Origin of the sequence: Parafrigoribacterium mesophilum, from assembly GCF_039652555.1 — a bacterium.
Taxonomy (GTDB): Bacteria; Actinomycetota; Actinomycetes; order Actinomycetales; family Microbacteriaceae; genus Parafrigoribacterium; species Parafrigoribacterium mesophilum.
This window is the reverse complement of record NZ_JBDJAF010000001.1, coordinates 1,054,623-1,077,702: the sequence shown is the minus strand read 5'-3', so window position 1 is coordinate 1,077,702 and position 23,080 is coordinate 1,054,623. Positions and strand designations below refer to the sequence as shown.

23 protein-coding genes and 1 tRNA gene are annotated in these 23,080 nt (G+C 66.0%); 18 read left to right on the top strand and 6 right to left on the bottom strand.

Annotated features, from left to right (window positions below; all coding sequences use genetic code 11):
* Positions 1–3: 3 nt before the first annotated feature.
* The 3 genes from ABFX56_RS05110 to ABFX56_RS05100 form a co-directional block, all read right to left on the bottom strand.
* Positions 4–591 (bottom strand): CoA-binding protein, encoded by a 588-nt coding sequence (locus tag ABFX56_RS05110; protein WP_346232184.1) that lies wholly within the window; start codon positions 589–591, stop codon positions 4–6.
* A complete protein-coding gene (locus ABFX56_RS05105) occupies positions 588–1,880 on the bottom strand; it encodes an O-acetylhomoserine aminocarboxypropyltransferase/cysteine synthase family protein (RefSeq protein WP_346232183.1) in 1,293 nt (430 codons plus the stop codon). Before ABFX56_RS05105 ends, ABFX56_RS05110 begins: the two co-directional genes overlap by 4 nt.
* Positions 1,881–1,944: 64 nt before the next feature.
* On the bottom strand, positions 1,945–3,564 hold the full coding sequence (locus ABFX56_RS05100) for a dolichyl-phosphate-mannose--protein mannosyltransferase (protein ID WP_346232182.1): 1,620 nt from the start codon (positions 3,562–3,564) through the stop codon (positions 1,945–1,947).
* Between the two features lie 43 nt (positions 3,565–3,607).
* Between ABFX56_RS05100 and rsmI the strand changes: the two genes are divergently transcribed.
* On the top strand, positions 3,608–4,432 hold the full coding sequence (rsmI, locus tag ABFX56_RS05095; RefSeq protein ID WP_346232181.1) for a 16S rRNA (cytidine(1402)-2'-O)-methyltransferase: 825 nt from the start codon (positions 3,608–3,610) through the stop codon (positions 4,430–4,432).
* A gap of 57 nt (positions 4,433–4,489) precedes the next feature.
* Here rsmI and ABFX56_RS05090 read toward each other — a convergent pair whose 3' ends face one another.
* Complete coding sequence (locus ABFX56_RS05090) at positions 4,490–5,374, bottom strand: aldo/keto reductase (protein ID WP_346232180.1); 885 nt, start codon at positions 5,372–5,374, stop codon at positions 4,490–4,492.
* 140 nt (positions 5,375–5,514) lie between these two features.
* Here ABFX56_RS05090 and metG point away from each other — a divergent pair, with 140 nt between their 5' ends.
* The 6 genes from metG to ABFX56_RS05060 all read left to right on the top strand — a co-directional run bounded on the left by metG (position 5,515) and on the right by ABFX56_RS05060 (position 12,275).
* Entirely contained in the window at positions 5,515–7,104 is a 1,590-nt protein-coding gene (gene metG, locus ABFX56_RS05085; RefSeq protein WP_346232179.1) for a methionine--tRNA ligase, read from the top strand.
* Between the two features lie 8 nt (positions 7,105–7,112).
* Entirely contained in the window at positions 7,113–8,084 is a 972-nt protein-coding gene (locus tag ABFX56_RS05080) for a TatD family hydrolase (RefSeq protein WP_346232178.1), read from the top strand.
* A 122-nt stretch (positions 8,085–8,206) separates the two neighbouring features.
* The gene (gene rsmA / locus ABFX56_RS05075; protein WP_346232177.1) at positions 8,207–9,067 is read left to right on the top strand and encodes a 16S rRNA (adenine(1518)-N(6)/adenine(1519)-N(6))-dimethyltransferase RsmA; all 861 of its coding nucleotides are present in this window, start codon (positions 8,207–8,209) and stop codon (positions 9,065–9,067) included.
* Positions 9,068–9,100: 33 nt separating this feature from the next.
* Positions 9,101–10,036, top strand: a complete 936-nt coding sequence (locus ABFX56_RS05070) for a 4-(cytidine 5'-diphospho)-2-C-methyl-D-erythritol kinase (protein ID WP_346232176.1) — start codon at positions 9,101–9,103, stop codon at positions 10,034–10,036.
* Positions 10,037–10,082: 46 nt separating this feature from the next.
* Positions 10,083–11,876, top strand: a complete 1,794-nt coding sequence (locus ABFX56_RS05065; protein WP_346232175.1) for an ABC-F family ATP-binding cassette domain-containing protein — start codon at positions 10,083–10,085, stop codon at positions 11,874–11,876.
* Between the two features lie 60 nt (positions 11,877–11,936).
* Complete coding sequence (locus ABFX56_RS05060; RefSeq protein WP_346232174.1) at positions 11,937–12,275, top strand: TraR/DksA family transcriptional regulator; 339 nt, start codon at positions 11,937–11,939, stop codon at positions 12,273–12,275.
* A gap of 21 nt (positions 12,276–12,296) precedes the next feature.
* Here ABFX56_RS05060 and ABFX56_RS05055 read toward each other — a convergent pair whose 3' ends face one another.
* Positions 12,297–12,788 carry a MarR family winged helix-turn-helix transcriptional regulator gene (locus tag ABFX56_RS05055; RefSeq protein ID WP_346232173.1) on the bottom strand — a complete coding sequence of 164 codons (492 nt, stop codon included), beginning with the start codon at positions 12,786–12,788 and terminating at the stop codon, positions 12,297–12,299.
* 82 nt (positions 12,789–12,870) lie between these two features.
* Between ABFX56_RS05055 and ABFX56_RS05050 the strand changes: the two genes are divergently transcribed.
* The 5 genes from ABFX56_RS05050 (at position 12,871) to ABFX56_RS05030 (ending at position 17,390) form a co-directional block, all read left to right on the top strand.
* A tRNA-Gln gene (locus tag ABFX56_RS05050) sits at positions 12,871–12,942 on the top strand.
* A gap of 29 nt (positions 12,943–12,971) precedes the next feature.
* Complete coding sequence (gene glmU / locus ABFX56_RS05045) at positions 12,972–14,408, top strand: bifunctional UDP-N-acetylglucosamine diphosphorylase/glucosamine-1-phosphate N-acetyltransferase GlmU (protein WP_346232172.1); 1,437 nt, start codon at positions 12,972–12,974, stop codon at positions 14,406–14,408.
* Between the two features lie 37 nt (positions 14,409–14,445).
* Positions 14,446–15,423 carry a ribose-phosphate diphosphokinase gene (locus ABFX56_RS05040; protein WP_346232171.1) on the top strand — a complete coding sequence of 326 codons (978 nt, stop codon included), beginning with the start codon at positions 14,446–14,448 and terminating at the stop codon, positions 15,421–15,423.
* Between the two features lie 171 nt (positions 15,424–15,594).
* Positions 15,595–16,065, top strand: a complete 471-nt coding sequence (locus ABFX56_RS05035) for a MarR family winged helix-turn-helix transcriptional regulator (RefSeq protein WP_346232170.1) — start codon at positions 15,595–15,597, stop codon at positions 16,063–16,065.
* The gene (locus tag ABFX56_RS05030; protein ID WP_346232169.1) at positions 16,062–17,390 is read left to right on the top strand and encodes an MFS transporter; all 1,329 of its coding nucleotides are present in this window, start codon (positions 16,062–16,064) and stop codon (positions 17,388–17,390) included. Before ABFX56_RS05035 ends, ABFX56_RS05030 begins: the two co-directional genes overlap by 4 nt.
* A gap of 20 nt (positions 17,391–17,410) precedes the next feature.
* Here the strand turns inward: ABFX56_RS05030 and ABFX56_RS05025 are convergent, their stop codons facing one another.
* Positions 17,411–17,863: a hypothetical protein gene (locus ABFX56_RS05025; RefSeq protein WP_346232168.1), complete on the bottom strand. Its 453-nt coding sequence runs from the start codon at positions 17,861–17,863 to the stop codon at positions 17,411–17,413.
* A gap of 93 nt (positions 17,864–17,956) precedes the next feature.
* Between ABFX56_RS05025 and ABFX56_RS05020 the strand changes: the two genes are divergently transcribed.
* From ABFX56_RS05020 to ABFX56_RS04995, 6 genes are all read left to right on the top strand, one after another.
* Positions 17,957–18,457, top strand: a complete 501-nt coding sequence (locus tag ABFX56_RS05020) for a MarR family winged helix-turn-helix transcriptional regulator (RefSeq protein ID WP_346232167.1) — start codon at positions 17,957–17,959, stop codon at positions 18,455–18,457.
* Between the two features lie 55 nt (positions 18,458–18,512).
* Positions 18,513–19,820 (top strand): aconitase/3-isopropylmalate dehydratase large subunit family protein, encoded by a 1,308-nt coding sequence (locus tag ABFX56_RS05015; protein ID WP_346232166.1) that lies wholly within the window; start codon positions 18,513–18,515, stop codon positions 19,818–19,820.
* Positions 19,817–20,329 (top strand): 3-isopropylmalate dehydratase small subunit, encoded by a 513-nt coding sequence (locus ABFX56_RS05010; protein ID WP_346232165.1) that lies wholly within the window; start codon positions 19,817–19,819, stop codon positions 20,327–20,329. Before ABFX56_RS05015 ends, ABFX56_RS05010 begins: the two co-directional genes overlap by 4 nt.
* Before the next feature lie 168 nt (positions 20,330–20,497).
* On the top strand, positions 20,498–20,998 hold the full coding sequence (locus tag ABFX56_RS05005; protein ID WP_346232164.1) for a MarR family winged helix-turn-helix transcriptional regulator: 501 nt from the start codon (positions 20,498–20,500) through the stop codon (positions 20,996–20,998).
* An 82-nt stretch (positions 20,999–21,080) separates the two neighbouring features.
* Positions 21,081–22,136, top strand: coding sequence for an ABC transporter substrate-binding protein (locus ABFX56_RS05000; protein ID WP_346232163.1), 1,056 nt, complete (start codon positions 21,081–21,083; stop codon positions 22,134–22,136).
* Positions 22,137–22,254: 118 nt separating this feature from the next.
* Positions 22,255–23,079, top strand: coding sequence for an ABC transporter permease (locus ABFX56_RS04995; RefSeq protein ID WP_346232162.1), 825 nt, complete (start codon positions 22,255–22,257; stop codon positions 23,077–23,079).
* The last annotated feature ends 1 nt before the right edge of the window (position 23,080 follow it).

The following is a 23,080-nucleotide window of genomic DNA, read 5'->3' as shown; positions in this document are numbered from 1 at the left end:
CGGTCAGCGCGCGGTCTTGCGGGCCGAGATTACCCCGGTGTCGAAGCCGAGCAGGTAGAGCCCGCCGTGGAAGCGGGCGTGCTCCACCTTGATGCAGCGGTCCATGACCACTTTCAGTCCCTTGCTCTCGCCGTAGATCGCGGCATCCTGGTTCCAGATGCCCAGCTGCACCCACACGGTGGGGGAGCCGATCGCGACGACGTCGTCGATGACGGACGGGATGTCGCTGGCCTTGCGGAAAACGTCGACGATGTCGGGCACTTCTGGCAGCGACGCCAGGTCCGGATACACCTTATGGCCGAGGATCGTGTCCGCGTTCGGGTTCACAAAGTAGACCCGGTAGTCGCTGGACTGCAGCAGGTAGGTGCCGACGAAGTAGCTCGCCCGCGACGGCTTCGGCGAGGCTCCGACGATCGCCACGGACTTCGCCTCCTGCAGGATGCGCAGGCGCTCCTTGGCACCGGGGCCAAACCAGGTGCGTTGCGACTTCAGGAGTTTGGCCAGCGGCGATGTCGCCGGAATCTCGCAACTGAGGCCGTTGGCCAGCTGCGTCGTGACGGTCGTCGTATCAGCGGCTGCGGTGCCCATCATTTTCCCTTCGTGGCCAGCGTCAGCGCCTGGTCAAGATCGTAAACAATGTCCTCAGGGTCTTCTATTCCTACACTGATGCGCACAAGCCCGGGAATGGCACCGGCGGCGGCCAGCTGCTCCTCGGTGAGTTGCCCATGGGTGGTCGATGCGGGGTGGATGACGAGCGTCTTCGTGTCGCCCACATTCGCCACATGGCTGGCCAACTCCACCGACTCGATGAAGGCGCGGCCGACGTCCCGGCCGCCGTTGACTCCGAAACTGAAGATGGAGCCCGGGCCCTTCGGTAGGTATTTCTTGGCGCGCTCGTAGTGCACGTGCGACGGCAACCCGGCCCAGTTGACGAACTCGATGCGCGGGTCCGCTTCCAGCCACTCGGCGACGATGCGCGCGTTGGCGACGTGCGCCTCCATGCGCACCGGCAGCGTCTCGATCCCCTGAGCGAGCAGGAACGCGGAATGCGGGGCGAGGTTGGGGCCGATGTCGCGCAATTGCTCCGCGCGCAGCCGGGTGAGGAAGGCGTACTCGCCGAAGTTGTCCGCCCAGTTGAGACCGCCGTAGGTGTGCACCGGCACGTCGAACAAGGGGAACCGCGTGCTGTTCCAGTTGAACCGCCCCGACTCCACGATCACCCCGCCCATGGTGGTGCCGTGGCCGCCCAGGAATTTGGTGGCCGAGTGGATGATCACGTCCGCGCCCCAGTCGAACGGGCGGTTGAGGTACGGTGTCGCGAACGTCGAGTCGATGATCAGCGGCAGGCCCGCAGCGTGCGCTACCTCGGCGAGACCCTCGATGTCGGCGATCTCACCGGACGGGTTCGAGATCGACTCGGCGAAGATCAGCTTCGTCTTGTCGGTGATCGCCGCGGCGTAGTCGGCCGGGTCGGTGCCGGGCACGAAGGTGGTCTCCACCCCGAACCGGCGCAGCGTGACGTCGAGTTGGGTCACCGTGCCGCCGTACAGGCCCGCCGAGGCCACGATGTGGTCGCCGGTGCCGCACAGCGAGGCGAAGAGGATGTACTGGGCCGACAGCCCGCTGGAGGTCGCGACCGCGCCGATGCCGCCCTCGAGGCTCGCGATGCGCTCCTCGAACGCCGCCACCGTCGGGTTGGCGACCCGGGAGTAGATGTTGCCGTACTTCTGCAGCGCGAAGCGGGCGGCGGCATCCGCGGTGTCGTCGAACACGAACGCCGTGGACTGGTAGATCGGTAGCGCTCTGGCGCCCGTCACCGCGTCGGGGATGTTGCCGGCATGGATCGCGCGCGTGCGGAACCCGTATTCCCTGTCTGCCATGCAACGACGGTACCGCCCGCCGCGCCGCGGGTGAAACCTCCAGCGTTACATGCCGTAACACGCGCTACCGCCAGGTGGGCAACCAGTAGTGCAGGGTGAGGAACTCGACCGGCACCCGCATGCCGGTCCACACCGGGTAGAAGAACGCGCTGAGCAGCACGGCGAGGCCGAGGAAGGCCGCGACGACGCGGATGCCGCCGATGCGCCGCCAGGTCGCATCTTCTCGCGAGCCGAGCGCTAAACCCATCACGTAGACCAGACCGAGGATCAGGTAGGGCTCGAACGCGATCGTGTAGAACTGGAACACGGTGCGGTTCAGGTACAACAGCCACGGCAGGTAGCCGGCGGCGACCCCGGCGAGAATCAGCCCGACCCGCCATTCCCGGTACCGGATCAACCGATAGATCAGGTAGAACAACGCCGCCGTGGCCGCCCACCAGATCAGCGGATTCGCCAGTTCTGTGATGAATTCGCCGCAGGAGCCCGACGGGCACTTCTCACCCGCGTAATACATCGCCGTCGGGCGCACCAGGAAGAGCCAGCTCAAGGGATTGGCCTGGTAGGAGTGCGGCTGATGCAACCCCACGTTGTACGAATACGCACTGGCCTGGTAGTGCCAGAAACTCTGCCAGGACAGCGGCACCCAGGACAGCGCCCCAGTGAGCGCGTTACCGGCCTGTTCCGCCCAGTGCCGGTAATAGCCGCCGTCGGTGACGAACCAGCCGGTCCAGCCGGTCAGGAACACGGCCAACGCAACGGGGACGGTGAGCAGGAAACTGGCCGGACCCTGTTTCACCAGCGTGCCGGTGCCCCAGAACGTGACCCCGGCGCGGCGTCGGGCGACAGCATCCACAACGAGCGTATAAATGGCGAATCCGGCCAGGAAGTACGAGCCGTTCCACTTCACCGCCGTGGCGGCGCCAAACGCGACGCCGGCCGCGACCAGCCAGGGCCGCCACCACAGGCTGGGCCCCCAGTCGATGGATCGGCCGGCATCCGCGCGTCGCGCCAGCCACCGCGCCAGCCGCGTGGCGCTCTGCCTGCGATCCAGCAGCACGGCACCGAAGCCGAGCAGCACGAAGAACATCACCGAGTTGTCCAGCAGGGCCACGCGGGACATCACGATCGCGTTGCCGTCGATTGCCATCAGCCCTCCGGCGATGGTTGCCAGCAGGGTGGAGGAGAACAGCGACTTGGCGATCACACACAGTAGGGCGACCGCGAGGATGCCGATGATGGCGGTCGTGATGCGCCAGCCGACGCTGGACTCCGCGCCGAACACGGCAAGGCCGAGCGAGATCATCCACTTGCCGAGCGGCGGATGCACCACGAACGCCGGCGAGCCCGTGAAGACGGCCACGTCGCCGGCGTTGAACTGCTTGTCGGCATCGGTCGGCCAGGCCGCCTCGTAACCGAAGTGCGCCAGCGTGTACGCGTCTTTGACGTAGTAGGTTTCGTCGAACACCAGGGAGTGCGGGTAGCCCAGATTCCACAGGCGCAGCACGGCCGCCAGCACGGTAACCGCCAGGGGCCCGCCCCATGCCCAGGCCCGTTGCCGGGCCGGAGTCGACAGCATCCGGCCCCACCAGGCGTCCAGTCGTGAACCGGTCGGCTCCGGCCGCGCGAGCGTCGTGTCAGGTCCCACGATCACGCTCTGAAAGTCGCGATCGGATGCGCTGGTCACACAGGCAATGCTAGGCGGTTGCGTCGCCTGTCAGACTGAGGCCATGATCATTCTCGCCGCCACGCCGATCGGAAACCTCGGCGATGCCTCCCGGCGGCTGATCGAGTCACTGGGCAGCGCCGAGGTGATCGCCGCAGAAGACACCCGCACCGCCATTCACCTGCTCCGTGCGCTCGGTATCGAGAATCATCCGCGGCTGATCGCGCTGCATGAGCACAACGAGGATGCCAAGGCCGGCGAGATCGTGGAACTGGCTCGCGAGCGGGACGTGCTGGTGATGACGGATGCGGGCATGCCGGCGATCAGCGATCCCGGCTTCCCGCTCGTGGCGGCCGCGGCGGCCGCCGGAGTGCGGGTGACGATGCTGCCGGGGCCGTCGGCGGTGCTTACCGCGCTCGCCGTGTCCGGGCTGCCCACCGACCGGTTCTGCTTCGAGGGGTTCCTGCCCCGCAAGGGCGGCGACCGCCGCAAGTCGCTGGCGGCGCTCGCGCGGGAGCGGCGCACCATGGTCTTCTTCGAATCGCCCAACCGGCTCGCGGCAAGCCTGGCGGAGGTCGCGGCCGCCTTCGGCGACGACCGGCGGGTCGTCGTATGCCGGGAGCTGACCAAACTGTTCGAGGAGATCAAGCGCGGCACCGCAGCCGAACTGGCCGCCTGGGCCGCCGACGGGGTGAAGGGCGAGATCTGCCTGGTGGTGGAGGGTGCCGCTGAGCCGGAGGCGGACCTGCCGGCGGGCATCGAGCAGGTGCTGGAGCTTGTGGCGGACGGCATCCGGTTGAAGGATGCCTGCGGCCAGGTCGCCGAGGGCACCGGGCTGAGCCGGCGTGAACTTTATGAGGGAGCATTGGCCGCGCGGGCCACACCCTGACCGTTGCCCCACCCGTAACGGCCTGCCGCGCATGAAGTTCCGGGTGCTGGGAGGAGGTTAGGGGAGCGCGGAGGTTGCCGGGACGGTCGCCGACAGCAGGGCCAGTTGCTCCGAGCTCAACTCAAGTTCCGCGGCGCGCGCCGAGTCGATGATCGAGGCCGGCCTGGAACATCCCGGTATCGGGATGATGTGATCGCCGAGCGCGAGTTCCCACGCGAGGGTGACCTGCTGGGGACTGACGCCGAGCTCCGCGGCCACGTCGGCGTACAGGTGCTGCTCGGCGTACACCGCTTCCCCGTTGCCGATGCCGCCCAGCGGGCTCCATGGCAAGAACGCGATGCCGTGCGCACCGCAATATTCCAGTTCTGGCATGGACTTGCGGTACACCGGTGAGAACCTGTTCTGCACGGAGACAAGCCGGCCGCCGAGCACATCCTGCGCGATCTCGATCTGCTCCACCGTGACGTTGGAGATCCCGACCTGCAGCACCACCCCGTCGTCGAGCAGCTCGCGGATCGCGCGCATCGATTCGGCGAAGTCCCACTTCGGATCCGGCTGGTGATACTGGTACAGGTCGATCGCGTCGACGCCGAGCCGCTGCCGGGACGCGAGGGCCGCCTCCCGCAGGTGATCCGGGCTGCCGTCGTTCGGCCAGCGGTGCCCGTCGAGGTGGAGCAGTCCGCCCTTGGTGGCCACGAGGACACCAGACGTGTCGCCGGGGTACGACGCGAGCGCCTCGGCGATGAGAGTCTCGTTGTGGCCGGGCCCGTCGGCATCCATGGTGTAGGCGTCGGCGGTGTCGATGAAGGTGACACCCGCGTCCAGCGCAGCGTGCACCGTCGCGATGGCGCGGGATCGATCTGGCCGCCCTTCGATAGACAGCGGCATGCCGCCGAGTCCGATGGCGCTGACGGTACGGGTTCCCAAGGTTCGTGTTCTCACTGTGTCAGCTTAAGAGCGGTGTCAGCTTAAGAGCGGTGTCAGTTTAAGAGCGGCGCCAGTTGAGGAACGGGTCCACCGTGCGGCGGTCGCCGGCGTCACGAGATCGGGTGCCGAGACCTGCGGCAATTAGGATGTTCAGCATGGCCGCTGACGATTCCTTTTACATTGCGACGCCAATCTTCTATGTCAACGACGTGCCCCACATCGGTCACGCCTACACGGAGGTGGCGGCCGATGTGCTCGCCCGCTGGCATCGGCAGGCCGGCGACGACACCTGGTTGCTCACCGGCACCGACGAGCACGGCCAGAAGATCTTGCGCACTGCCGTGGCCAACGACACCACACCGAAACAATGGGCCGACAAGCTCGTCGTGGATGCCTGGCAGCCGTTGCTGAAGACCGTCGACATCGCCAACGACGACTTCATCCGCACCACCGATGAGCGGCACGAGTCGGCCGTCACCCTGTTCTTGCAGAAACTGTACGACGACGGCTACATCTACTCCGGCGAATATCAGGGCTATTACTGCGTCGGCTGCGAGGAGTACAAACAGGCCGACGACCTCATGGAAGCGGACGGCGAGCTGGTCTGCAAGATCCACGGCCGCCCGGTCGAGGTGCTCAAGGAGCGTAACTATTTCTTCCGGATGAGCGACTTCCAACAGCGTCTGCTCGACCTCTACGAGGCGCGTCCCGACTTTATCCAACCGGCCAGCGTGCGCCACGAGATCATCCAGTTCGTGAAACAAGGCCTCGACGACCTGTCGGTATCGCGGTCCAGCTTCGACTGGGGCATCACCATCCCGTGGGACCACAGCCACGTCGTCTACGTCTGGTTCGAGGCGTTGCTCAACTACGTGACCGCGATCGGCTACGGTACCGACGAGGCGAACTTCCAGCGCCGCTGGCCCGCCGTGCAACTGGTCGGCAAGGACATCGCCCGGTTCCACGCCGTGATCTGGCCGGCCATGCTCATGGCCGCAGGCCTGGAACCGCCGAAGAAGGTGTTCGGCCATGGCTGGCTGCTGGTGGGCGGCGAGAAGATGTCCAAGTCCAAGCTCACCGGCATCGCCCCCAGCGACATCACCGACACGTTCGGTTCCGACGCGTTCCGCTACTACTTCATGCGCGCGATCCACTTCGGCCAGGACGGCTCGTTCAGCTGGGAGGATCTGGCTGCCCGCTACCAATCGGAACTCGCCAACGGCTTCGGCAACCTGGCATCCCGCGTCATTGCCATGGTGTCCCGCTACTTCGGCGGCACGGTGCCCACTCCGGACCAGTACCTGGACGCCGATCTCGGCATCCAAACCACGCTCGCCCGGGCGGCCACGGCGGCGGACGCGGCCATCGAGGAGTTGGCGATCCACGACGCGATTGCCGCGATCTGGACCGTCGTCGACGAGTTGAACGGCTACATCACCATCCAGGAGCCATGGGTGCTCGCCAAGACCGAAGCCAACCGGCAGCGGCTCGGCACGGTGCTGTACACCACCCTGGAGGGACTGCGCGCGCTCGCGGTGCTGCTGTCGCCGGTGATCCCGCAGGCCACCGCCAAACTGTGGGACGCCCTCGGCGCGCGGCAGGCGCTCGGCGCACTCACCGACCAGCCGATCCGGAACGCGGGCGCGTGGGGCCAGTTGCCGGCCGGCATCCAGGTCAGTGCCCTGGACGCGCTGTTCCCGCGCATCGAGCACGTCGACGGCGCCGCGGAAGCCTCCGCCAGCTAGGCCGCACCATGACCGACTCCGCATACATCCGGCACCGCGACCCACAGACCGAACACGGCCACACCCGCGACCTCAGCTACCCACCGCTGCCGGAAGCGCTGGTCGTCGGCGTTTACGACAACCACGCCCACCTGGAGATCGCCGACGGCCCGGACAGCGACTCCGGCGCCGGCCTGGACTACCGCGAGCAACTCGACCGAGCCAGCAGCGTCGGCATCCGCGGCGTCGTGCAAGTGGGCGGCGACCTGGAAACCTCGAGATGGTCCGCCGACATGGCGTCCCGGGAACCGCGGATGCTCGCCGCCGTGGCCATCCACCCGAACGAAGCGCCCCGCTACGAGGCCGAGGGAACCCTGGATGCGGCGTTCGCCCAGATCGACGAACTGGCTGCCCGGCCACGGGTACGCGCGATCGGGGAGACCGGGCTCGACTTCTTCCGCACCGGCGTCGAGGGCAGGGCCGCGCAGCTGAGGTCGTTCGAGGCGCACATCGCCATTGCGAAGAAGCACGGCATCGCGATGCAAATTCACGACCGGGACGCGCACACCGAGGTCATCGCCACGCTGCTGCGGGTCGGCGCGCCGGAGCGCACGGTGTTCCACTGCTTCTCCGGCGACGCTGAAATGGCGAAACTCTGTGCCGACCACGGCTGGTACCTGTCCTTCGCCGGCACGGTCACGTTCAAGAACGCCGGGAACCTCCGGGAGGCCCTCGAGGTGATTCCGCGCAGCCAGATCCTCGTCGAAACCGACAGCCCCTTCCTCACCCCCACACCGTTCCGCGGTCGGCCGAACTCGCCGTATCTGATCCCGCACACCCTGCGGGCGATGGCCGCGCACCTGGACACCGATGTTTCGATGCTCGCCGCGCAGATCAGCTCGAACACCGAGCTGGTCTACGGCAGCTGGACCACGGACCTGGATGCTGCGGCCGGCACTGTGCCATACGACCCGGCCGCCCCATCACACGACCTCGCCTAGTGCCCTTTCATCATGCCTAGTGCCCTTTCATCATTCAGGACATGGTGGGACGGCTGTCTACTGGTGAGGCCTGCGAGAATTCGGTACATGACATCCGCCACCCCGGCACCACGAGGTCCTGAATGACGAACAGTGGCGCGGCGAGACTGCTGGGACCGGCCGAGGTGCGGGACCTGGCCGCATCCTTGGATCTTCGCCCTACGAAGAAGCTCGGCCAGAACTTCGTCATCGACGCGAATACCGTGCGGCGCATCGTCAAGACAGCCGGAGTAAGCGCCGAGCGCACCGTCGTCGAAATCGGGCCGGGGCTCGGCTCGCTGACGCTCGGCCTGACCGAGGTGGGCGCGCGCGTGGTCGCCGTGGAGATCGACCGGAGGCTAGCGCAGCAACTTCCGATCACCGTGCACCTGTTGCAACCTGACGCGAGGCTCACCGTCGTCACCGCCGACGCCATGACGATCACCGAACTGCCCGGCGAGCCGACCACCCTGGTCGCCAACCTGCCGTACAACGTCTCGGTGCCCGTGCTGCTGCACCTGCTCGAACACTTCAGAGGCATCACCACGGGGCTGATCATGGTGCAATCCGAGGTCGGCCAGCGTCTTGCCGCCACGCCGGGGTCGAAGATCTACGGATCCCCGAGCGTCAAGGCGGCCTGGTACGGCCACTTCACCACGGCGGGACAGGTGAGCCGGCAGGTGTTCTGGCCGGTGCCCAACGTGGACTCGATCCTCGTGTCGTTCGCGGTGCGGGAGAGCGGGCTGGGCGATGAGGGCGAGCGGACCGAGACCTTCGCCCTGGTGGATGCGGCGTTCGGTCAGCGACGCAAGATGCTCCGGCAATCGCTCGCCGGCGTGCTTGGGGGCAGCCACGCGGCCTCCGACCTGCTCGAGAGCGCAGGCGTCGAGCCCACCCAGCGCGGGGAGCAACTGAGCGTCCACGACTTTCTCGACATCGCCAGGGCGGCACGCGGCACCGCGTAAAAAGCAGACAAAGCGTTCGAGTAGGTTGGGTCTATGACCACAGCGGCCACCGCCAAGGTGGCGCACGCCCGAGCGCCGGGGAAGATCAACGTCTTCCTCAAGGTCGGCGCGCAACTGAGTGACGGGATGCACGAGGTAGCCACCGCGTACCAGGCGGTGTCGCTGTGCGAAGAGGTGCACGCGTATCCGGCTGACGACTTCTCGGTCAACTTTTTCGGGCCGATCGACACGGCGGGACTGGCCAGGGACGGCTCGAACCTCGCGATCCGTGCCGCCACCATGCTCGCCCACAAGACCGGCTACCGCGGCGGAGTGCGACTTGAAATCGGCAAGAACGTACCCGTCGCGGGCGGGATGGGCGGCGGCTCTGCGGATGCGGCGGCCACGTTGCTCGCCTGCGATGCGCTGTGGGGCACCGAACTTCCCCGCGAGGAGCTGCTGGGGCTGGCGGTGCAACTCGGCCCCGACGTGCCGTTCGCGTTCATCGGCGGCACGGCGATCGGCACCGGGCGTGGCGACCAGATCAGCCCGGCACTGGCGATGGGGCATTTCCAGTGGGTGCTCGCCTTCGCAGACTTCGACATGCGCACCCCCGAGGTGTTCGAAGAACTCGATCGGCACCGGGACCGGCACTCGCAGGACATCTTCCCCGCTCAGGTGCAGCCGCGGGTCGACGCGAACGTGCTCCAGGCGCTCCGCGCCGGTGACCCGCACATGCTCGCGGAATCGTTGCACAACGACCTGCAGGCCCCGGCCCTGCACCTGGAACCGGGGCTGGCCACCATCATCGAGTTGGGGGAGGAGAACGGCGCACTCGCTGGGATGATCTCCGGCTCCGGGCCCACGGTCGCATTCCTGGCCGCGGACATCGACAACGCGCTGGAACTGCAGATCGCGCTCAGCGCGGCGCGCATCAACGTGGTCCGGGCCACCGGTCCGGTACACGGAGCCCGCCTGGTCGGCGACTGACCCGCCGCGTCGCCGGTGCTCCCGGCGGTGTGGTCAACTAGAGGTAATGGCCCATCTTCTCGGAGCGGAATCGCTCCACCTCGAATATCCGACGCGCGTGGTCTTCGATCGTCTCACCCTCGGACTCGACGAGGGCGACCGGATCGGCATCGTCGGCCGCAACGGCGACGGCAAATCCAGCCTGCTGCGGATGCTCGCCGGCTGCCTGGAACCCGACGCCGGGCGCGTCACCCGCCGGGGCGGGGTGACCCTCGCGATGCTCGACCAATCCGACACGCTGGACGATGCCGCAACGGTGCAGCGCGCGATCCTCGGCGAGACCGCCGAGCACGTTTGGGCGTCCGACCCGAAAATCCGCGACGTGCTGGCCGGGCTGGTGTCCGACATCCCCTGGGAGGCGGTCATCGGCGACCTGTCCGGCGGGCAGCGACGCCGGGTGGCGCTCGCCAGGGTGCTGGTCGGCGACTGGGACATGATCTTCCTCGACGAACCCACCAACCACCTTGACATCGAGGGCATCGCCTGGCTCGCCGAGCACCTGAAACACCGGTGGTCCACGAACTCCGGTGCGCTCGCCGTCGTCACCCACGATCGATGGTTCCTGGATGAGATCTGCACCGACACCTGGGAAGTGCACGATCGGCAGGTCGAACCGTTCGAGGGCGGCTACGCCGCGTACATCCTGCAGCGCGTCGAGCGGGACAGGATGGCGGCGGCATCCGAGTCGAAACGGCAGAACCTGATGCGAAAGGAACTCGCCTGGCTGCGCCGGGGTGCCCCGGCGCGCACGGCGAAACCGAAATTCAGGATGGATGCGGCCTACGAACTGATCGAGAATGAGCCACCACCACGCGACACCGTCTCGCTCGCCTCGATGGCCATGCAACGGCTCGGCAAGGATGTCGTCGACCTCGAGAACGTCTCCGTGTCGTACGGGGAGGGGCCCGAGAAGACCGAGGTGCTGAAGAACATCACCTGGCGGATCGCGCCGGGCGAGCGCACCGGCGTGCTTGGTGTCAACGGGGCGGGGAAAAGCACGCTCCTCAGCCTCATTTCCGGCGAGCTCAGCCCGACCTCGGGGAAGGTGAAACGAGGCAAGACCATCAAGGTCGCCACCCTGACCCAGCAGCTCGGCGAACTCGAGGACGTCTGGGAGGACCGGGTGAGCGAGGTGATCGGGCGGCTTAAGAGCAGCTATGTCACCGGCGGCAAGGAGATGACGCCAACCCAGTTGCTGGAACGGGTCGGGTTCTCCAGCGCCCAACTCTCCACCCCGGTGAAGGATCTGTCCGGCGGGCAGCAGCGCCGCCTGCAACTGCTGCTCATTTTGCTCTCCGAACCCAACGTCCTGATCCTCGACGAGCCCACCAACGACCTGGACACCGACATCCTCGCCGCGATCGAGGACCTGCTGGACTCCTTCGCCGGCACCCTCCTGGTGGTCTCACACGACAGGTACCTCATCGAGCGGGTCACCGACCAGCAGTACGCGGTGATGGACGGCGGATTCCGGCACCTGCCCCGCGGTGTGGAGCAGTACCTGGAGCTGCGCAGGAAGCAGGATGCCGACGCGGCACGCACTGCGGCACCCGCCGCACCAACGGCATCCGGATTGCAGGGGGCGGAGCTTCGGAACGCCCAGAAAGAGCTCGCGTCGGTCACCCGCAAAATGGAGAAGACCACAGGCCGCATCGATGCCCTGCACGCGCGGTTCGCCGCGTTCGACCAAAGCGACTACGAGGGACTCGGGGCACTCTCCGAAGAATTGCGGTTGCTCGAAGAATCGCTCGGTGCGCTCGAGTCGCGGTGGCTGGAATTGAGCCAAGTACTGGAGTCCTGACCAACTCAGACACCTGACCGACCCGGGACAATCGACCGGATTCGTGCCACACTTTCCCGCATGAACACGCAGCATTTTCGAGACCTTCTGATCGCAGACCGCGCCGGCACCCAGGGGCTGATGGCGGACCTGGGGCGGGACGTCGAGTCAATCGTCGCGGCCAGGCGTTCGGTCAGCACCGACGACGAGCACGACACGGAAGGCGTCACCCTGGCATTCGAGCGGTCCCAGACCGAGGCGCTCATCGTCCAGTCGACCAATCGCCTCGCACAGATCGACGCGGCATTGGCGCGGTTGGATGTCGGAACCTACGGAACCTGCGAGGTGTGCGGTCAGCCCATCGGCACCGCCAGGCTGGAAGCGCGGCCCGCCGCGCGCACCTGCATCAACTGTGCTTGATCCGATGTGGGCTGGCGCCGCTCAGTCGAAGTCGAGGCTCAGCTTGCGCAGCAACGTCGCGATGCGCTCCCGGTCGGGCACTGAAAGATTGTTCAGCAGTTCGGCCTCGGCCTCCAGCAGTTGGCTGATCGCCGCATCCACTCGGGTCTGACCGGTGGCGGTCATCGTCACCAGGATCCCGCGGCCGTCGTTCGGGTCGCCGCGCCGCTCGACGAGCCCGCGTTCCACCAGCCTGTCGATGCGATTCGTCATGGTTCCGGAGGAGACCAGCGTCTGCTGCAGCAGGGCTTTCGGGCTTAGCTGATAGGGCGAACCGGCGCGCCGCAGCGCCGAGAGCACATCGAACTCCCAGGAGTCGAGCCCGGATGCGGTGAAGGCCGCCCGGCGGGCCCGATCCAGGTGCTTGGCCAGTCGTCCCACCCGCGACAGTACCTGCAAGGGGGAGAAGTCCAGATCCGGCCGCTCGCGGAGCCAGGCGTCGACGATCCGGTCGACTTCGTCGCGAGGAGGCATCCTCCTATTATCCGCGTTGCGTGCAGGCCTGCCCGATCTGGCAGAATTGTCTACCGCGGGCGGTGAGGCAGTCGCCCGGCGATCCGCCTTGGTGTAATGGCAGCACGACAGCCTTTGGAGCTGTTAAGTCTAGGTTCGAATCCTGGAGGCGGAGCCCCTCCTCGAGCGCGGAAAAGAGCACGGATGACGAGAACATCGCAGGTGGCAGTGGTCATCTTGGCTGCCGGAGCGGGAACGCGGATGAAGTCCTCGACACCGAAGGTGTTGCATCCGCTTGCTGGACTTCCGCTCATCGGCCACGTACTCGCCACCGCCGATGCGCTCGGAGCCGGCCAGGTGATCGCGGTGCTGCGGCACGAACGGGACGCGATCGCGAAGGTGATTTCCCAGCAGTCGCCGAACACGATCATCGTGGATCAAGACGACGTGCCCGGCACCGGCCGCGCGGTCGAGGTGGCGCTGTCTGCCCTCCCCGAGGACTTCACCGGCTCGGTGGTCGTGCTCAGCGCCGACGTGCCGCTGCTGGATGCGGCGACCGTCGACGCCCTCCTGGACGCGCACGAGCGGGCCGGAAACGCCCTCACCCTGCTCAGTGCCTTCTTCGACGACCCGACCGGCGCCGGTCGCATCCTTCGCGGCGCCGACGGCGGCTTCCAGGCCATCATCGAGCACCGTGACGCGGACGACACTCAACTAACGATCACCGAGATCAACGCCGGGGTGTACGTGTTCGACGCGACGGAGCTCCGCACGGCGTTGCCGCAGATCACGACCCACAACGCGCAAAACGAGAAGTACCTCACGGATGCCGCGGAGCAGATCCGCAGCGGCGGCGGGCGCATCGAGGCCGTTCCGGTGTCCGACCCGTGGCTGGTCACCGGCATCAACGACCGCGCCCAGCTGAGCGCCGCGGCCCGCGAGCTCAACGCGCGGATCGTGCGCGGCTGGCAGCTGGCCGGAGTGACCGTGCAGGACCCGTCCACCACCTGGATCGACCTGGATGCGACCCTCGCCGAAGACGTCGAAATCCTGCCGGGAACCCAGATCAAGGGCGCGACGGCCATCGAGCGCGGCGCCACAATCGGTCCGGACACCACTCTCGTGGATTGCGAGATCGGAGAAAATGCCGTCGTCAAGCGCACCGACGCCACCCTCGCCGTGATCGGCGCCGGAGCATCCGTCGGCCCGTTCGCCTATCTGCGGCCGGGCTCCTACCTGGGGGCCGACGGCAAGATCGGCACCTTCGTCGAGGTGAAGAACTCGCACATCGGCGACGGCACGAAGGTGCCGCACCTCAGCTATATCGGCGATGCCGAAGTCGGCGAGGGATCCAACGTGGGCGCGGGCACCATCATCGCCAACTACGACGGCGTCAACAAGCACAAAACTGCCGTCGGATCCCACGTGCGCACCGGCGCACACAACGTGTTCGTCGCCCCCGTTAGAATTGGCGATGGAGCCTACACGGGCGCCGGCACCGTAGTCCGCAAGGACGTTCCGGCCGGCGCGTTGGCCATCAATGTGGCTCCGCAGCGAAACATAGTCGGCTGGGTCGAATCACACCGTCCGGGCTCTGCGGCAGCGACGGCAGCGGCAGCCTCGGGCGAGCGGGCGGACTAGGTCACAATCGTCGGTTCGCCGGCAGAGAGCAGGGGACTTGTCCGGCATCGAGATCACCGGTCACAAAAAGCTCGTTCTCGTTTCGGGGCGGGCACACCCCCAACTGGCACTGGACATCGCCAAGGAATTGGGTTCGGAGCTCGTACCGACGGATGCGCGCACCTTCGCCAACGGCGAGATCTACGCCAGGTACGACGAGAGCGTGCGCGGCTGCGACGCCTTCGTCATCCAGTCCCACACGACGCCGATCAACGAGTGGCTCATGGAGCAGCTCGTGATGGTCGATGCGCTCAAGCGGGCCTCCGCCAAGCGCATCACCGTCGTCGCGCCGTTCTACCCGTACGCCAGGCAGGACAAGAAGGGCCGCGGCCGCGAGCCGATCTCGGCGCGGCTAGTCGCTGACCTGTTCAAGGTCGCCGGCGCCGACCGGATCATGTCCGTCGACCTGCATGCCGCCCAGATCCAGGGCTTCTTCGATGGCCCAGTGGACCATCTCTTCGCCATGCCGGTGCTGCTCGAACACTTCCGCCACCAACTCGACTGCACCAACCTCACCGTGGTATCCCCGGACATGGGCCGGGTTCGCGTCGCGGACATCTGGAGCGACAAGCTCAGCTCACCGCTGGCCATCATCCACAAGCGTCGTGATCCCCTGGTACCGAACCGGGTCACCGTGCATGACATCGTCGGCGACGTGCGCGGTCGGGTGTGCCTCATCGTCGACGACATGATCGACACCGGCCGCACGATCGTGCTCGCTGCCAAGGCGTTGCGCGACGCCGGCGCGATTGGCGTCGTGGTTGCCGCCACCCACGCCATCTTCTCCGACCCGGCACCGGAAATCCTGCAGTCCGAGTTCATCACCTCCGTCGTGGTCACCGATACCCTCCCGGTCCCGCCAGAGAAGCGGTTCCCGGCACTCACCGTGCTGCCCATCGCACCGCTGCTCGCCCGCGCCATCCGCGAAGTCTTCGGTGACGGTTCCGTTACCTCCCTGTTCGACGGCGCCGCGTAGCCTCCGTAGCAACCCGTCTCAAGGAGTTTTTGTCGCCGACGGCCTCGGATCCGCTACACCAGGCATCCGGAAGTCAAAAACTCCGTGAAACGGGTTTAAAGCGACGGGTTGGAGGGAGCTCGTGAGCCGGGCTAATTAGCATGGCTAACGATCTGGGTTTAGACTGGATGCATGTCCGAGCCGAGCATCCTGACCGCCGCTGAGGTGGTGGCACCCGCGCGCCGGGCGCCCAGCCTGTCCATCGAACTGCGCAGCGCGGTGCTGCAGTTGGCCCGGCGCATCCGGCAAGAGCGCAGCGACGATGCGATCACTCTGTCCCAGTTCGCCGTGCTCGGCGTACTCGACCACCACGGGCCGATGACACCGCGCAAGCTCGCCGATCACGAGCAAATCCAGCCACCATCGATGACGCGCACACTCACCGCCCTGGCCGACAAGGGTTATGTGGCCAAAACGCAACATCCGACCGATCGTCGGCAGGTGCTCATCGAGCTCACCGAGGCAGGGCTAGGGATTGTGAAGGAGACGCGGCATCGCCGGAGCGCGTGGCTGTCGCGGAGGCTGTCGAAGCTCGAGCCGGAGCAGCGGGCCACCCTTGCCGAGGCGGCGCGCATCTTCGCGATCATGAACGCCGCCCAGTGAAACACACCTTCCGCTCCCTCCGCTTCTTCAACTACCGGGTGTGGGCCGCGGGGGCCATCATCTCCAATACCGGGACCTGGATGCAGCGGGTGGCCCAGGACTGGCTCGTGCTTACCGTGCTCACCACCAACTCCGCGATTGCAGTGGGCATCACGACCGGGCTGCAGTTCGGCCCGATCCTCGTGCTCGCGCCGCTGGCCGGGGTGATTTCGGACCGCTTCAACAAGCGGATCGTGCTGATGATCACCCAGACGTCCGCCGGCATCATCAGCCTGGCATTGGGCCTGCTTATCCTCGGCGGGCACGCTCAACTGTGGCACGTCTACGTGCTGGCCCTGTTGTCCGGCATCGTCGCGGCGGTCGACTCGCCGTCGCGCCAGACGTTCGTGACCGAGATGGTTCCGCTCGAGGACCTGCCCAACGCGGTAGGCCTCAACAGCGCCTCATTCAATGCGGCGCGGCTGATCGGCCCCGGAGTCGCCGGCCTGCTCATCGCCGGCATCGGTATCGGCTGGGTGTTCATCATCAACGCCGCGACCTTCTTGGCCGTTGTTTTCTCGCTGACTCGGATGCGCATTTCCATTTTGGCGACGAGCGACGGCCCCAAGCGCACCAAGGGCGCCATGCGCGACGGCATGCGCTATGTCAGCGCGCGGCCGGATATCATCCTGATCCTCGTGGTCATCGGGTTGGTGGGCGCGTTCGGGATGAACTTCCAGATGACCACGGCCATCATCGCGCGGTTGGTGTTTGACAAGGGCGCTGCGGAGTACGGACTTCTCGGCTCGATCATGGCGATTGGTTCCCTCGGCGGTGCGCTGCTCGCCGCTCGCCGGGACCATCCGAGCACGCGCCTGGTGGTGGGCTCCGCGTTCGTCTTCGGCGGGTTCGCCACGATCGCGGCGCTGATGCCGACCTACTGGACCTTCGCGATAGCGCTGATCCCGGTCGGGCTCAGCGCCCTCACCCTGCTGACCACGGCGAATGCGACGGTGCAGATGACGGTCGCGCCGGCGATGAGGGGTCGCGTGATGGCGCTGTACATGGCGATCTTCATGGGCACGACGCCGATCGGGGCACCGATCGTCGGCTGGATCGGTGAGGCCTGGGGTCCGCGATGGACCATCCTGTTCGGCGGTCTGGTCTCTCTGGCCGCCGCGACGGCAGCGATCTTGTTCCTCATGAAGGTGAACAAGGTGCGGATCGGCTACGACGCCGACACCCGGCTGCGGTTCGGCTTGGTGCCCACCCGGGCCGGCCTGCGCGAGCAGGCCTTGCAGAAGCTTGCCGCGCAGCACGCGCAGGATGACGCCGCGGGCGCATAGCCACCGCGCGTTCGGTGGAGCTAGGCGTCGAGCGTGTGCGCCGGCAGCCTTGGCTCTCCGGGGATCAGCCCGAGCGAAACGACGTGGTGGTCACCGCCGAAGGCGCCCACCGAGTAGCATTCCCAACCGATTCCGCCCGGGCCGAACACCTCGAAGCGGGCCTCGGACCCGGCCGCATCCGGCGCAGCGTAGTGCACCCAGATCGCGCAGGAACGGTTCGCCGTGGCCGAGGCGACCGCGGCACTGGTGACCAACCCAGGGAGGACCAGCGAGAGCACGCCCACGATCACGACGAATCGGAAGATCACGGTGCGGCGTCTGCTGCGCAGCGGGCGTTCATCGTGTGGCACGTAGCCGGCGAGTTCCGGCTCGTCCTCGTGTTCATCCATGGCGGCACAAGTCTGCCACGCCCGACGTCCCCGTGGCGCCGGGTAGAAGAGCTTCTTTGCGCCTTCGATCAGCGTGGCTGCCATTGTTGACTACCCGGTGACGTAGACGTAGTGTCATGAGGAAAGTACTTAGGGTCCCTAACGAGCGGTCCCTAAATAAGCAGAGAGGCGTTGACCGTGGCTACTAACGCGGAAGAACTCGAATCGCTTGCGCCCGGCGGAACGACATCGCTCGAGCGAGACCACGAGCTGCTGGTCGTGGTCGCCGCCAGACTTCGCCGCCTCAACATGATTGTTCTGGGCCATCTCGAGGTGTCGCTTACCTTCGGCCAGTATCGTACCCTAGGGCGGATCGTGGGCGGTTGCGCGTCGTTGGGCGAGCTCTCTGCCCAAGCCGGAGTGACGCTCCCGACGGTGTCCGAGACCGTCAACGGGCTCGTTCGCCGTGGCCTCATTGAAACGCGGCAGAGTGAAGCAGACCGTCGATCCGTCGTCCTCTACGCCACCGAGGCCGGTACCGCGGCAGTAGCGGCTGGTGATTCGGCGCTGCGTGAGGTCATCGGAGCTCTCACCGGAAAACTGACGTACGCGCAACGCACAGCCCTGGCCGACTCGCTGCAGGTCATCTATGACGCCGCCACCGAATACTTGACCGATCGTCTGACCCCGAGGTCCTGATGTCCGATCTTCTTCACGAGGTGTGTCCCCGAGCCGCCCACCAGCCGGGAACGGCGTGCATCGGGGGACGCGGGTCGCCATGGGCATGACCATGGCGCACAAGGTCCTGGCCGCCCGCAGCGGACTTGCCGAGGTCGCTCCAGGACAGATCGTGGTCACCGACGTCGACCTGATCGTGATGGCAGACACCGTCTTCAGCCAAACCCCCGATTGCCTACCGGACGACCTGAAGAAGGTGGCCCACCCGGAGCGGGTGGCGGTGCTCATGGACCATGCCGTTCCCGCGCCCACCATCAGGGTGGCGAACGCTCACCGGCGAGCACGCGAGCACGCGGCCCGGCTCGGCTTCCGACGCATTGCCGATGTCGGACGGGGCGGAATCGAGCATCAGCTGATCTTCGAGGAATGCCTCGCTCTTCCCGGCCAGCTCGTTGCGTCGAACGACTCTCACACGAGCGCTGCCGGGGTGTTGAACTGTGCCGCCCGGGGGCTCGGGTTGGCCGACATCTTTCAGCTCGTTTGCACGGGGAAGACCTGGTACAAGGTGTCACCGACGGTGAAGTTCCGTCTGGAGGGATCCCTTCCGTTCGGCGTGTACGGAAAGGACGTCTTTCTCGCCATCGCCCAACGGTATGGCAGCCAAGAGGGGCACGACATCGAGTTCGAAGGTCCGGGGCTCGAGTCGATGCCGCTGGACGACAGGGCGACCCTCTCGACGATGTGCACAGAGCTCAACGCGAACTTCGTCATGATGCCCGCCGACCGCCTGGTCCGGGAGCATGTGGCCTCCGTGACGAACGCGCCGTTTGAGGCCGTCGAGAGCGATCCGGACGCGGAGTATGCGGCGGTCTACGTGCTCGACCTGGGTGAACTCGAGCCCGGGATAGCGATGCCGAACTCGATGAATCGCAACGTGCGTTCGGCGAGCTCGATCGGCGAGGAGCGAGTGAAAGTCGATCAGGCGTTCATTGGATCGTGCGCCAACGGCAAGCTGTCCGACCTGCGGGTCGCCGCCGAGATCGTCCGCGGCCGACGGGTCGCGGACGGGGTGCGGTTCATCGTGACGCCGGGATCGCAGGCGATCTACCTCGAGGCGCTCCGTCTCGGCTACATCGAGACGCTCATCGTCGCCGGTGCGCTGGTGACGAACTCCACCTGTGGGGCCTGCGCCGGAGGGCACATGGGCGTACTGGGACCGGGAGAGGTGTGCATCACCTCGAGCACGCGCAACTTCAGGGGCCGGATGGGAAGTCCCGATGCCGAGATCTACATGGGATCTTCGGCGACGGTGGCCGCATCGGCGATCGAGGGTCACATCGCCGATCCGATGCCCTACCTTGCGGCGTTGGCGGATCGCACGTGACGCCGCCGGCGGACACCTGGACACGGGTCGGCAAGGCCTGGGTGATCCCGGACGAATACGTGAACACGGATGCGATCATGCCGCGGGCGGGATTCGAACTGCCGGAGAAGGAGCAGGGACCGCTTGTGCTCGCCACTATCCGCCCCGGCTGGGCGACCCTGGTGGCCGCTGGCGACATCCTCGTCGTGGGACGAGGATTCGGCTCGGGGTCGAGCCGGCCGGCGCCCCTTTACCTCGGCCGACTGGGCATCGCCGCGATCGTCGCCGAGTCGGTTGGCGAAATCTTTTTCCGCAACTGCGTAAGCTACGCGATTCCCGTGCTGGAATGTCCCGGAGTGCTCGACCTCGTCAGCGAAGGCGACGAAGTGGCCGTCAACATCGAACACGGGACGTTCGTCAATCGCACGACCGGCGCCACCGCTACCGGCGCGGCCATGCCCGACATGCTGCTGGAGACGATCGCTGCCGGCGGCACCCAGGCGCTGTTACGCCGCGAGGGCTACGTATAGCGGCCAAGCACGTCTCTCGCGAACCCCGGATGAGTGCGTCCAGTCGATCGATCGCGCCCATTTTTCTCTATTCCGGGCAATCTGAGCTCGCCGCTTGACTACTTAGGGACCCTAACTGTATGTTCTTTCCAGAACTACTTAGGGTACCGAACAAACAAAGGTGTTGATGTGGCATTCGAGCCAGAGGTCGGCGAGGTGATGGCTCCGGAACGGGCGACCGCGCTGGACCCGGACCAGGAACTGCTGGTCACCGTAGCCGCTCGCTTGCGTCGCTTGAACACGATCGTCCTCGGCCACCTGGCTGTCCCGCTCACCTTCCGGCAATACCGCACCCTCACGCGCGTGCTGGGTGGTGACACCTCACTGAGGCAGTTGACCGTCAGGGGCAACTTGACCCTCCCGACTGTGTCGGAGACGGTCGACGGGCTGGCACGTCGAGGACTCATCGAGACACGGCCGAGCGAGGTCGATCGACGTGCCATCGTCTTGAGCGTCACCGAACTGGGTGCTGCCGCGGCTGCAGCCGGCGACCTAGCGCTGCGCGAGGTCATCGACACCTTGACCCGAGAGCTGTCCGCCGAAAAGCGAGCCGAACTGACCGATTCGCTGGGGGTCCTCTACGACGCAGCGACACGATACTTCACCGATCACCTCAACGCTAAGCCCTGATTCACCGGCGCTCATCGCGGGCGTTGGTTGCACCGAGAAAACACACCGAGAAAACACCGAGAAAACAAGAAAAGAGACTGGAATGCGAGTCAAGAAAGTTGCTGCTGTCACCGTTGCCTGCGCCATCGCACTGGCCATCACCTCCTGCTCTACTCCGAAATCCGACGCCATCACCGAACCAGACGCGTCAGCAGCGGCGTCAGAGTGCGGACCCCTCAAGGAAATGACCAAGGTCACGCTCGGCGTGAACCCTGGCGCTCAAGACCTCGTCACATCCGCGATCAAAGACCAGGGCCTGGACAAGAAGTACAACCTTGATCTGGACATCAAGAGCTTCTTGAACCCGCCCGCCTCGGCCACCGCCGTCACCCAGCGGTCAGTGGACATCGGCTTCGGCGGCACGACCAGCATGGCGGTCGCCCGTTCGCAGGGGTCAGACGTGTTTCTCTTCGGCGCGTTGGCCAGTCCATCGAACGGTGTCTTCGTCCCGAAGGACTCTGCCATCAAGAACATCGGCGACCTGAAGGGCAAGCGTCTCGGATCGTTCTCCGCCAACAACAGCGCCACCTTCGCGGTGTTGTCGGCGATCGCCAACGAGTCGTTCGGTATCCCCAAGTTGGAGGATGCCGTCGCCTCGCTCACCGTCGCGCCGGATGCCGCAGTTCTCGGCCTGATGGACCAGGGTGAACTCGACGCGGTGCTGACCGGATCCACTGCGACCGTCGTGACCGAGCTCACCGGCAAATACAAGAAGATCGGTGACTTGTCCACCGAGTACATCGAGGCGACGGGAACTATCCCCGTGCACCTCGCGCTGGCCTCGACGGAGACTTATGCCGCCGACCACTGCAGCGAACTCGTCGCCTTCTCCAACGCCATGCGCGATGGAGTGGCCTACGTCCAAGGCGATGACAAGGCCTGGGACCGATACGCCCAGTCCCTGAAATTGACTGACCCCAAGGCGCCCAAGGCACTGCAGGCGCTTCTCGGCGAGAACTTCCGCACCGCCTGGGATCAGAAGCAGGTTGACGGCATGGTCAAGCTGATCGAGTCGCTCATTCCGATCCTGGGCGCCGAGGACTTCGTCAAGGAATCGCCCAAGGGCCTCTTCAGCCTGGACTACGTGGCCGCCAAATAGCCAGTAGACCGCGAGCGACGGGGTGAGTCCGCCCGAGGGACGGACTCCCCCCACCTCCACAAGAATTCCCAGAAAGAGAGCTGGTACAGAGTTGTCAACGCTTCGAGTAGGAAACCAATTGGCCCCGGATGTCGCATCGGGGCTCGAGCCGCCGCTAGCACTCGGCCGTCGCCGATCGCTCAAGCGTCCGCTTCGACGAGCAGCCTCCCTGCTCGCGGTGATCGTCCTGTGGCAGGTCGGATCCCTGTTCCTCAGCATCCAGGTCCTCCCCGGGCCGGTGCCGGTGGGGAAGGCATTGTTCGACAACCTCCTGGAGGGAGACACCTATTACCAGCTTTACATCACGATGGTGCGGGTGCTCGGGGGAATGACGATCGCCATGGTGGCCGGTGTGATCATCGGCCTGATCATGGGGCTCAGCGACCTCGGCGAAGACCTTTTCGTCAACTGGATCCTGGTCGGGTTCTCCATCCCCGCCGTTGTCTTCGGCATCCTGTTCATCCTTTGGTTCGGCCTCAACGACACGGCCGCCATCCTCGCCGTCGGGGTGGCCGCGACGCCGGCGATCGCGATCAACATCTGGCAGGGCACCAAGGCGATCGACCACGACCTCGTTCATATGGGGAAGGCGTTCCACTTTTCCCGGCGGTCGATCATGACCAAGCTCATCGTGCCCCAGCTCGTCCCGTACGTTCTGGCCGCGTTCCGATACGCCTTGGCGATTTCGTGGAAGATCGTCACCGTCGTGGAGCTGATCGGTCTCTCCAGCGGTGTCGGCTACATGCTGAATTGGTGGTTCGGCAACTTCAACATGACGCAGGTCCTGGCCTGGACCCTGCTCTTCACCATCACGCTCCTGCTCATCGAAAACTTCATTCTCAAACCCGTTGAGAAGCGATTGACCAAGTGGCGCCCACGCACGCACAACCAGGAAGGTGCCTAGC

Excerpts from the sequence above, each read along its gene's own strand:
- ABFX56_RS05110 (WP_346232184.1), bottom strand. The coding sequence starts at position 591 with ATGATGGGCACCGCAGCCGCTGATACGACGACCGTCACGACGCAGCTG.
- ABFX56_RS05105 (WP_346232183.1), bottom strand. The coding sequence starts at position 1,880 with ATGGCAGACAGGGAATACGGGTTCCGCACGCGCGCGATCCATGCCGGC.
- rsmI (WP_346232181.1), top strand. The coding sequence starts at position 3,608 with ATGATCATTCTCGCCGCCACGCCGATCGGAAACCTCGGCGATGCCTCC.
- metG (WP_346232179.1), top strand. The coding sequence starts at position 5,515 with ATGGCCGCTGACGATTCCTTTTACATTGCGACGCCAATCTTCTATGTC.
- ABFX56_RS05080 (WP_346232178.1), top strand. The coding sequence starts at position 7,113 with ATGACCGACTCCGCATACATCCGGCACCGCGACCCACAGACCGAACAC.
- rsmA (WP_346232177.1), top strand. The coding sequence starts at position 8,207 with ATGACGAACAGTGGCGCGGCGAGACTGCTGGGACCGGCCGAGGTGCGG.
- ABFX56_RS05070 (WP_346232176.1), top strand. The coding sequence starts at position 9,101 with ATGACCACAGCGGCCACCGCCAAGGTGGCGCACGCCCGAGCGCCGGGG.
- ABFX56_RS05065 (WP_346232175.1), top strand. The coding sequence starts at position 10,083 with ATGGCCCATCTTCTCGGAGCGGAATCGCTCCACCTCGAATATCCGACG.
- ABFX56_RS05060 (WP_346232174.1), top strand. The coding sequence starts at position 11,937 with ATGAACACGCAGCATTTTCGAGACCTTCTGATCGCAGACCGCGCCGGC.
- ABFX56_RS05055 (WP_346232173.1), bottom strand. The coding sequence starts at position 12,788 with ATGCCTCCTCGCGACGAAGTCGACCGGATCGTCGACGCCTGGCTCCGC.
- glmU (WP_346232172.1), top strand. The coding sequence starts at position 12,972 with ATGACGAGAACATCGCAGGTGGCAGTGGTCATCTTGGCTGCCGGAGCG.
- ABFX56_RS05035 (WP_346232170.1), top strand. The coding sequence starts at position 15,595 with ATGTCCGAGCCGAGCATCCTGACCGCCGCTGAGGTGGTGGCACCCGCG.
- ABFX56_RS05025 (WP_346232168.1), bottom strand. The coding sequence starts at position 17,863 with ATGGCAGCCACGCTGATCGAAGGCGCAAAGAAGCTCTTCTACCCGGCG.
- ABFX56_RS05000 (WP_346232163.1), top strand. The coding sequence starts at position 21,081 with ATGCGAGTCAAGAAAGTTGCTGCTGTCACCGTTGCCTGCGCCATCGCA.